A 7,999-nucleotide genomic window follows, 5' to 3' on the forward strand; every position below is an offset into this window, starting at 1 on the left:
AGAGCGGCCCCAGCTGCTTGCCGTTTGCTTGACGCGATGCTCAGGTGGTGGCCCAGGAGTGGCTGCCGCCGATCCTGATGACGCGGTTCAGTGGTTGCCACTGGTGTTGCAGCTGCCGATATCGCTCAAGATCGACGAATCGCCCGGCGTTCACCCGAGTCATGCCGTACAGGTTGGTGACCTGGCGCAGTGCTGCCGCCAGGGCAAGATGGCGATCGATCACGCTGTTGAGCATGGCGGGGCCGGTCAGCCGGTTGAGCCGGGTGGCGTACCGATGGGCCGCCTCCGGGTCTTGCTGTGGGTCTGGCCGGCTGTTGTAGAAGTCCGGGTCCGCGGCGTATCGGCCATGCATTTCCTCGGAAATCGCTTCCAGCAGCGGATTGCCCGGATGGCTGCCGATGGGCGTGGTGTTGTAAAGGCAATGCATGCCGAGCTGCTCGTTGGACACCGGCGGGAACAGCACCAGGCCGTCCTGCGGGGCGAGCAGCTCGACGTCATCAATAGCTTCGCCGGGCTCGCCTGACGGAACACCCCTGAACAGATGCGGCGCCTTGCCAGGTTCGAGCAAGGTATCGTCCACGTCCATGTACAGGCCGCCCTCGTGGTTTAGCAGCGGGTAGCGCAAGACGTCCGAAGCCGAGGAGAAGTTGGTGGCCACGCCGCCGTTGCCGTCGATCGCCGCCTGGAACTGGGCAAAATAGCGACTCTGCTGGAAGTTGGCATAGAAGGGTTGTTCTTCAAGCGGCAGCACTTGCAGGTGCGGCGCATGTTCGGCCAGCAGGCGCAGGTTTTCCTCGAAGACGCTTGGCGTGGCATTGGACAGAAACAGGCGGTAGGCATACTGGCTGTCCTTCAGGCGTCGCGCGTTGCTGCCAAGGTTGCCAAGCAGGGTGGGGCTGATCAGTTTGTCGCCCACCCAGATGCTGGAGACTTGCTTGGGTATCGGCAATGCCATGCCGGCGTCCACGGGCGGATACTCGAATGGCAGGCGCAGGTTCACGCCCATGGCGCGCAAGGAGCGCATGCGCATGTCGTGTGTGACCGGGCGTAAGCTGACATCGGCCGTGATGAGCTGTTCGGCCGACGGGTCCGGTACATAGAACGTTGGGTGGACATGATTGAGTTCGTCCTCGCGGATGAACGCATCAAACTCCAGGTCATAGACCAGCTCAGTGATATAGCCCTCGACTTTGCCAAGCAGGCTGTCTGGGGTGCCGTCGAAGCGCGGGATTCGGCTGACCCGGCTGCTGACGACTTCATCCGCATCGGGTAGCGCAGCCACGGGTTCGGGGAAGTGGAAGTAGTCGGCGAGCGCCTCGGGAAAGTGCGGCGGCGTGACCGGCCCCATGGGGTAGCCGAGCTGGCCGTTGACGCGGCTGGGCATGACGAAGCGTTCATCGCGCATACGCAACAGCAGCGGCGTCTCGTTGGCGAGTGCGTGGGCCAGTGGCGCCGCGTTGAGCAGGCCGAACGTGGCCTCGCCGACACCTGCGGCCTGTTCCTGCTGGTGCTTGCCGTTGATGGCCTGGTCCAGACCGAGACCGAACTGGGCGACACCGCCCAGGGCGAACAATGGCGCCAGCTCAGGAACCACTAGCGCCAGCGGCGCCAGGTAGCCGATGGCCGAGTCCAGGTAGCCGTGCCAACGCGCTTTGAGCACTTCGCTGCGGTCGGTGACGATGTAGTCGGCGTCCTGATAGCTGCGCCGCTTGTGGCGTTGCGCCAAGGCCAGGAACAAATCGCCCGCGATGAGTGGGCTATACGCCTGGACCTTGTAGTTGACGTAGTCCTGGGCCGGCCAATGCCCCTCGGTGGTGAAGCCGGGGCGCTCGGGGTTGAGGGTGTTGCTGTGGGGATAGGCCGCCAGGCCATCGAGCGCAGTAGCCAGGCCACTGTAGCTGAGGCCGTCTGGGGCATCTGCGCGGGCAAAATGCTGGACCAATGCCTGACGCTTGTCGAGGTCCTTGCACTGCTGGGCGAACCAGTCCTTGAGCAACTCCTCCCTGGCGAACTCGTGCAGCGGCGAGGCGTTGCCCGGCACATACAGCAGGGTCAGGCCGCTGGCTCGGTCCTTGATGCACAGCAGGTCGGTCGCGGTATAACCGTACACGTTCAAGGGCCTGGTCTGCACGCTGCCCGGTTTCTCCAGCACCCCGGCTGCCTGCCAGGCGAGGTGCACGCCGGCACGGCTGAGGCTGCCTTGCGCCGCCTGTTTGTTGCAGGCCGCAAGGAAGTTGATGCGTGCGCAGTTGCCGTAGTCGAGCAGATGCTTCGCCCAATAGGTGTCGAGCATCGCCTTGTAGCCTGTATGGAAATCCATGTTCCAGACGAATTGCTGGAAGTCTTCGGCAGGGATATCGATCAGGGTCTTGTGGCTGTATTCCTGGGGTTGCGAGCGCCTGAACAGCCCGTTGAAGACCTCGTAGGCTGCGCCGTTGCTGGGCCATTCACGCTCGCGCAAGGTTTCGACCAGGCGGATGGGGCCGGGAAAGCGGCCCGCCCAAGGCGCGCCGAACAGGCCGCCGACCAGGTTGTTGTTCGATTCGCCCTGCCAGTTGGACAGCAAGGCCTGGGTCAAGCTTTGGCGCTGCATGACCTTGCCGTCCCAGCCGAAGTCGGCGCCGGACTGGTAGTGCAGGGTCACTACCTCGACCTGGTTGGGATCCAGGTGCAGACCGCGCTCGCTGGCCCAGGCCCTGATGGCGTCGGCCGCGGCATGGTCGGGGCGGGGGAATTGGACCAGATGGTCGCGAACGAACTGCACGCCCGCAGAGTTGACGATGGGAGTATCCATGGTGGATCACCTTTGCCGTTGTGAGGGGCGGCAAAGGTGGCAGGTGCCGGCAGTTGCGGGGCGCTACTTAATTACCGTTGCGAATCGGGCAGGGCGAGCACGGGCGGGGTGATGTCGCGCTCGCCTGGTGGGGTGTCGTCGAAGTTCACTGGCACCTTGCCGCGCAGCTGCCAGGCAAAGGCGATGATCTCGGCGATGGTCAGGTACAGCGCTTCGGGGATCTGCTCGCCCAGTTCCAGGCGCGCCAGCAGGCGTACCAGTTCGGCATTCTCGTAGATCGGCACTTCATGCTCGCGGGCCAGCGCGAGGATGGCTTCGGCCAGTTCGTCGTCGCCCTTGGCACTCAGGGTAGGGGCCTGCTGGCCGTCGTAGCTCAGGGCAATGGCCTGGCGCGGTGGTTGCTGCTTCATGCGTTCTCGTCCACCCAACGTTGTTCCAGGCGTGTACGTGGGCCCTGTGGCGGGGTGCCAGGGTGACATTCCAGGTCGCCGACGTCGAGGCCGCGGGCCAGCAGGCGTTCGCGCAGGGCGCCGAGCTGGCTGTCGATCAGCCGTGCCGTGCGCTCCTGCTCGGCCCAGAGCTGGCCCGACAGGCGCCCTTGAGACAGTTGAGCCTGAACTTGCAAAGGGCCAAGGGGGGCCAGGTCGAAGGCCAGCTCGATGCGCCATAGTGCGGCCATCGGATCACGCTGTTCGTGCTGTTCGCGTTCCCGGTCGGCTTGCTGTTGTGGGGTTTCCTCGCGTTGCAGCTTGACCTGCAGGGGGATGAATTCCTGGCCGTGGCGAATGGGGATTTCAGTCTGCCAGGTGGTCTGCAGGTTGCCGTTTTCCAGTTGACCGGATTGCTGCAGGCTGGACAGCGCGTGGCTCTGCAGGCGCGACACGGCGCCGGCGGCCAGGCGCAGCAGTTGCTGCAGATCGCCTTCTTGCTCCAGCTTCTGCAGCAGGCGTACGGGCAGCGGGAAGGGCCCCGCCTGTGGGCGTGGGCTGACTTGGCCGAGCATACCCAGTGCGCTGCGGGCAAAACCAGGCAGTGCCTGGGCCAGGGAGGCGCTGGTCAGCATCGGGCTGGGTGTCGGGCTGGCCGCTGGCGGCGGCAACTGGGCGATCAGGCGCACCAGCTGGGCCTTGAGGTCGGGTGCCACGCCGCTGGCGAGCCCGCCGAGCAGCTTGGTCTCCAGGAACGCGCCGCTGTTGTTCAGCGCCTGGGCCAGTTGCTTTGGGTCGCCCAGTTGCCGCGCGTCCGGCAGGCTGGCCAGCAGGCGCTCAGCGCTGGCACGCAGTTCGACACCGGCGTCCGGCGAGCGGGCGATCTGCTGCAGGCCGCTGAGCAGCCCCGGCAGTGACGCCTGCAGCCCTTGCTGGGTGACCAGGTGCTGGGCGATCGCCAGTTGATCCTGGCGGCCACTCAAGGGCACGAAACGCAGCGACTGGTCGCCTTGCACCAGGGCGCTGAGCAGGCTGCCGACCGGTAAAGGGCGTGGGCTGTCGATGGTCAGGGTGGCACCGGCCTGGCTGCTGTTGAGCAGGCTCACCAGCGAACGGAAACTGGCCGCTTCGCCGGGGGGCTGCGGCAAGGCCTGGCTGGTCAGCACTTTGCCTTGCAGCAAGGTGCCGACCGGCACCTGGCGGGTGTCGAGGCGGGTGAGGGTGGCGATGTTGTTGGCGTTGACCTGCTGCACCAGCACCGCCAGGCGGTTGCTGTCGGTTTGGGTGACGGTGATCAGGCTGCCCTGGGGCAGTGGCTGGCTGGCGCTGGCCTGCAGTTGGGTCTGGTTGCCGTTGGTCTGGGTCAGGCGCAGCAGCAGCTGGAAGTCCTGGCCGACCTGGCGCAGCGACATGACTTCGGCGCGCGCCGTCTCGCCCGGTGCCAGCAGCCCAGGCTGCGATTGCAGCAGGCGCAGCAGTTCGCCGGTCATGGCGGCCCTGGTCGCCTGGGGGTTTGGCACAGTTTGTGCGCCGAGACTATTGATTTCAGTCATGATTGTATACAACCTGTCGAACCCGCCCTCTTGGCAGCGGGGCAGCGCGTGTAATAATGCCGGCCGCCCGCCTGCCAGTATAACGGCAGGGCAGGGGGCGACTTGAGACACAGGGTTCGAGACCGGTGTCGTCTGCTTCGCGGGTAAACCCGTTCCCACAAGGATTGCGTTGGTCCTTGTGGGAGCGGGTTTGCACGCGAAGCGCACGGCGCAGATCATGAGCCCAACCTGAATAAGGCGAAACCGTGACCCTTCACCTCCAAGCCGCAGGCCTGGCCTGCGAGCGCGACTGGCGACTGCTGTTCGAGCACCTGGACTTCGAACTGCGCCCCGGCGACATGCTGCAGATCGCCGGCCCCAACGGCAGCGGCAAGACCAGCCTGTTGCGCCTGCTGGCCGGGCTGATGCAGCCCACCGCCGGGCAGATCCTGCTCGGCGGCCAGCCATTGGCCGAGCAGCGCCACGCCCTGGCCAGCATCCTTATCTGGATCGGCCACGCCGCCGGCATCAAGGACTTGCTCACCGCCGAAGAAAACCTCGCCTGGCTCTGCGCGCTGCACCAGCCGGCGGGCCGCGAAGCCATCTGGCGCGCGCTGGAGGCCGTCGGCCTGCGCGGTTTCGAGGATGTGCCGTGCCACACCCTGTCAGCCGGCCAGCAACGGCGCGTGGCGCTGGCGCGGTTGTACCTGGACAGCCCGCCGCTGTGGATTCTCGACGAACCCTTCACCGCCCTCGACAAGCAGGGCGTCGCCCAACTCGAGGCGCACCTGGCGGCGCACTGCGAACAGGGCGGCACGGTGGTACTGACCACCCACCACACCTTGGCGCAAAAGCCTGCCGGTTACCGTGAACTGAACTTGGGGCAATGGGCGGCATGAGCGTATTCCTTTTGCTGTTGCGCCGCGAAGCGCGCCTGTTGTTCCGCCGCCCGGCGGAACTGGCAAACCCGCTGGTGTTCTTTGCCATAGTGGTCGCGCTGTTCCCACTGGCGGTGGGGCCCGAGACACAATTGTTGCAAACCTTGTCGCCGGGACTGGTCTGGGTCGCGGCGTTGCTGGCGGTGTTGCTGTCGCTGGACGGGCTGTTTCGCAGCGACTTCGAGGACGGCTCGCTGGAGCAGTGGGTGCTGTCGCCGCACCCACTGGCGCTGCTTGTGCTGGCCAAGGTCCTGGCGCACTGGATCTTTTCCGGCCTGGCGCTGGTATTGTTGGCGCCACTGCTGGCGCTGATGCTCGGCCTGCCGGCCAGTTGCCTGCCGGTGCTGCTCGCTTCGCTGTTGCTGGGCACGCCGGTACTGAGCCTGCTGGGCGCGGTGGGGGCGGCGCTGACGGTCGGTCTCAAGCGCGGCGGTTTGCTGCTGGCGTTGCTGATTCTGCCGTTGTATATCCCTGTATTGATCCTGGGCAGTGGTGCGTTGCAGGCGGCGTTGCAGAATATGCCCGCCACCGGCCACCTGCTCTGGCTTGCCAGCCTGACGGCCCTGGCGGTGACACTGGCACCCTTTGCGATCGCCGCCGGCCTGAAGATCAGCGTCGGCGAATAACGAGTTCCGGGCATTGCAGCCTGGCCAACACCCTGGATGTACCCTGATGAAAATAAGCTGGACGTGGTTCCACAAGCTGGGTTCCCCCAAATGGTTCTATGCCATCAGCGGCCGCATGCTGCCGTGGCTGACCGTTTCCGCCATCCTGCTGCTGCTGGTGGGCATCACCTGGGGCCTGGCCTTCGCCCCCCAGGACTACCAGCAGGGCAATAGTTTCCGCATCATCTATATCCACGTGCCGGCGGCGATGCTGGCGCAGTCCTGCTACGTGCTGCTGGCGGTGGCCGGGGTGGTGGGGCTGGTGTGGAAGATGAAACTGGCCGACGTCGCCCTGCAATGCGCAGCGCCCATCGGCGCCTGGATGACCGCCGTGGCGCTGGTCACCGGCGCCATCTGGGGCAAGCCGACCTGGGGCAGCTGGTGGGTGTGGGACGCACGCCTGACCTCGATGCTGATCCTGCTGTTCCTGTACTTCGGCATCATCGCCCTGGGCCAGGCCATCAGTAACCGTGACAGCGCGGCCAAGGCCTGCGCGGTGCTGGCCATCGTCGGCGTGATCAACATCCCGATCATCAAGTACTCGGTGGAGTGGTGGAACACCCTGCACCAGGGCGCCACCTTCACCCTCACCGAAAAACCGGCGATGCCGGTGGAAATGTGGCTGCCGTTGCTGCTCACGGCGCTGGGTTTCTACTGCTTCTTCGGCGTGGTGCTGTTGCTGCGCATGCGCCTCGAAGTGCTCAAGCGCGAAGCCCGCGCCAGTTGGGTCAAGGATGAGGTCATGAACAGCCTGGGCCGGGAGGCAGCACGATGAGCTTCGCCTCGTTCAATGATTTTCTCGCCATGGGCCACCATGGCCTGTACGTCTGGTCGGCCTACGGCATCTGCCTGGCGGTGCTGGCGCTGAATGTCGCCGCGCCCCTGCTGGCCCGCCGTCGCTACCTGCAAGAAGAGGCGCGCCGTCTGCGCCGGGAGAGCAAACCGTGAATCCGCAGCGCAAGAAACGCCTGTTCATCATCCTCGGCCTGCTGGCCGGTGTCGGCGTGGCCGTGGGCTTTGCCCTGAGTGCCCTGCAGCAGAACATCAACCTGTTCTATACCCCTACCCAGATCGCCAACGGCGAAGCGCCGCTGGACACCCGCATCCGCGCCGGCGGCATGGTCGAGAAGGGCTCGGTGCAGCGCTCGGCGGACTCGCTGGACGTGCGCTTCGTGGTCACCGACTACGCCAAGTCCGTGCCGATCACCTACCGCGGCATCCTCCCCGACCTGTTCCGCGAAGGGCAGGGCATCGTCGCGCTGGGCAAGCTCAATGCCGACGGCGTGGTGGTGGCTGACGAGGTGCTGGCCAAGCACGACGAGAAATACATGCCGCCGGAAGTCAGCAAGGCCCTGAAAGAAAGCGGCCAGGCGGAGGCCAAGCCATGAACGCGGCCCTGGTGATCCCCGAACTCGGCCAGTTGGCGATGATCCTGGCGATCTGCTTCGCTGCCGTGCAGGCCACGGTGCCGTTGCTCGGCGCCTGGCGCGGCGACAGCCTGTGGATGAGCCTGGCGCGCCCGGCAGCCTGGGGGCAATTTGCCTTCCTCGCCTTTGCCTTCGCCTGCCTGACCCACGCCTTCATGACCGACAACTTCTCGGTCGCCTATGTGGCCAGCAACTCCAACAGCGCCTTGCCCTGG

8 protein-coding genes and 1 pseudogene are annotated in these 7,999 nt (G+C 65.6%); 6 read left to right on the forward strand and 3 right to left on the reverse strand.

From position 1 onward, the window contains the following. Positions 1-40 precede the first annotated feature (40 nt). From F6X61_RS22345 to F6X61_RS22355, 3 genes are all read right to left on the reverse strand, one after another. Entirely contained in the window at positions 41-2,794 is a 2,754-nt protein-coding gene (locus F6X61_RS22345) for a dermonecrotic toxin domain-containing protein (RefSeq protein WP_153788581.1), read from the reverse strand. A 71-nt stretch (positions 2,795-2,865) separates the two neighbouring features. Next, positions 2,866-3,204: an EscU/YscU/HrcU family type III secretion system export apparatus switch protein gene (locus F6X61_RS22350; protein ID WP_153788582.1), complete on the reverse strand. Its 339-nt coding sequence runs from the start codon at positions 3,202-3,204 to the stop codon at positions 2,866-2,868. Next, positions 3,201-4,775 (reverse strand): flagellar hook-length control protein FliK, encoded by a 1,575-nt coding sequence (locus F6X61_RS22355; protein ID WP_153788583.1) that lies wholly within the window; start codon positions 4,773-4,775, stop codon positions 3,201-3,203. Before F6X61_RS22355 ends, F6X61_RS22350 begins: the two co-directional genes overlap by 4 nt. A gap of 245 nt (positions 4,776-5,020) precedes the next feature. On the opposite strand from F6X61_RS22355, the gene ccmA reads away from it, so the two are divergent. From ccmA to F6X61_RS22385, 6 genes and pseudogenes are all read left to right on the forward strand, one after another. Then, the gene (gene ccmA, locus F6X61_RS22360; protein ID WP_153788584.1) at positions 5,021-5,653 is read left to right on the forward strand and encodes a cytochrome c biogenesis heme-transporting ATPase CcmA; all 633 of its coding nucleotides are present in this window, start codon (positions 5,021-5,023) and stop codon (positions 5,651-5,653) included. Then, positions 5,650-6,318 carry a heme exporter protein CcmB gene (gene ccmB / locus F6X61_RS22365; RefSeq protein ID WP_110995309.1) on the forward strand — a complete coding sequence of 223 codons (669 nt, stop codon included), beginning with the start codon at positions 5,650-5,652 and terminating at the stop codon, positions 6,316-6,318. The genes ccmA and ccmB overlap by 4 nt, the downstream gene beginning before the upstream one ends. 46 nt (positions 6,319-6,364) lie before the next feature. Continuing rightward, positions 6,365-7,132: a heme ABC transporter permease gene (locus F6X61_RS22370; RefSeq protein WP_153788585.1), complete on the forward strand. Its 768-nt coding sequence runs from the start codon at positions 6,365-6,367 to the stop codon at positions 7,130-7,132. Then, entirely contained in the window at positions 7,129-7,305 is a 177-nt protein-coding gene (gene ccmD, locus F6X61_RS22375) for a heme exporter protein CcmD (protein ID WP_110995283.1), read from the forward strand. Before F6X61_RS22370 ends, ccmD begins: the two co-directional genes overlap by 4 nt. Further along, a complete protein-coding gene (gene ccmE, locus F6X61_RS22380; protein ID WP_110995284.1) occupies positions 7,302-7,745 on the forward strand; it encodes a cytochrome c maturation protein CcmE in 444 nt (147 codons plus the stop codon). Before ccmD ends, ccmE begins: the two co-directional genes overlap by 4 nt. 11 nt (positions 7,746-7,756) lie before the next feature. After that, positions 7,757-7,999 (forward strand): annotated as a pseudogene (locus tag F6X61_RS22385) (heme lyase NrfEFG subunit NrfE); the annotation flags it as partial.

The sequence above is a fragment of the Pseudomonas sp. EMN2 genome (assembly GCF_009650555.1).
Classification (GTDB): Bacteria; Pseudomonadota; Gammaproteobacteria; order Pseudomonadales; family Pseudomonadaceae; genus Aquipseudomonas; species Aquipseudomonas sichuanensis.

Excerpts from the sequence above, each read along its gene's own strand:
- F6X61_RS22345 (WP_153788581.1), bottom strand. The coding sequence starts at position 2,794 with ATGGATACTCCCATCGTCAACTCTGCGGGCGTGCAGTTCGTTCGCGAC.
- F6X61_RS22350 (WP_153788582.1), bottom strand. The coding sequence starts at position 3,204 with ATGAAGCAGCAACCACCGCGCCAGGCCATTGCCCTGAGCTACGACGGC.
- F6X61_RS22355 (WP_153788583.1), bottom strand. The coding sequence starts at position 4,775 with ATGACTGAAATCAATAGTCTCGGCGCACAAACTGTGCCAAACCCCCAG.
- ccmB (WP_110995309.1), top strand. The coding sequence starts at position 5,650 with ATGAGCGTATTCCTTTTGCTGTTGCGCCGCGAAGCGCGCCTGTTGTTC.
- F6X61_RS22370 (WP_153788585.1), top strand. The coding sequence starts at position 6,365 with ATGAAAATAAGCTGGACGTGGTTCCACAAGCTGGGTTCCCCCAAATGG.
- ccmD (WP_110995283.1), top strand. The coding sequence starts at position 7,129 with ATGAGCTTCGCCTCGTTCAATGATTTTCTCGCCATGGGCCACCATGGC.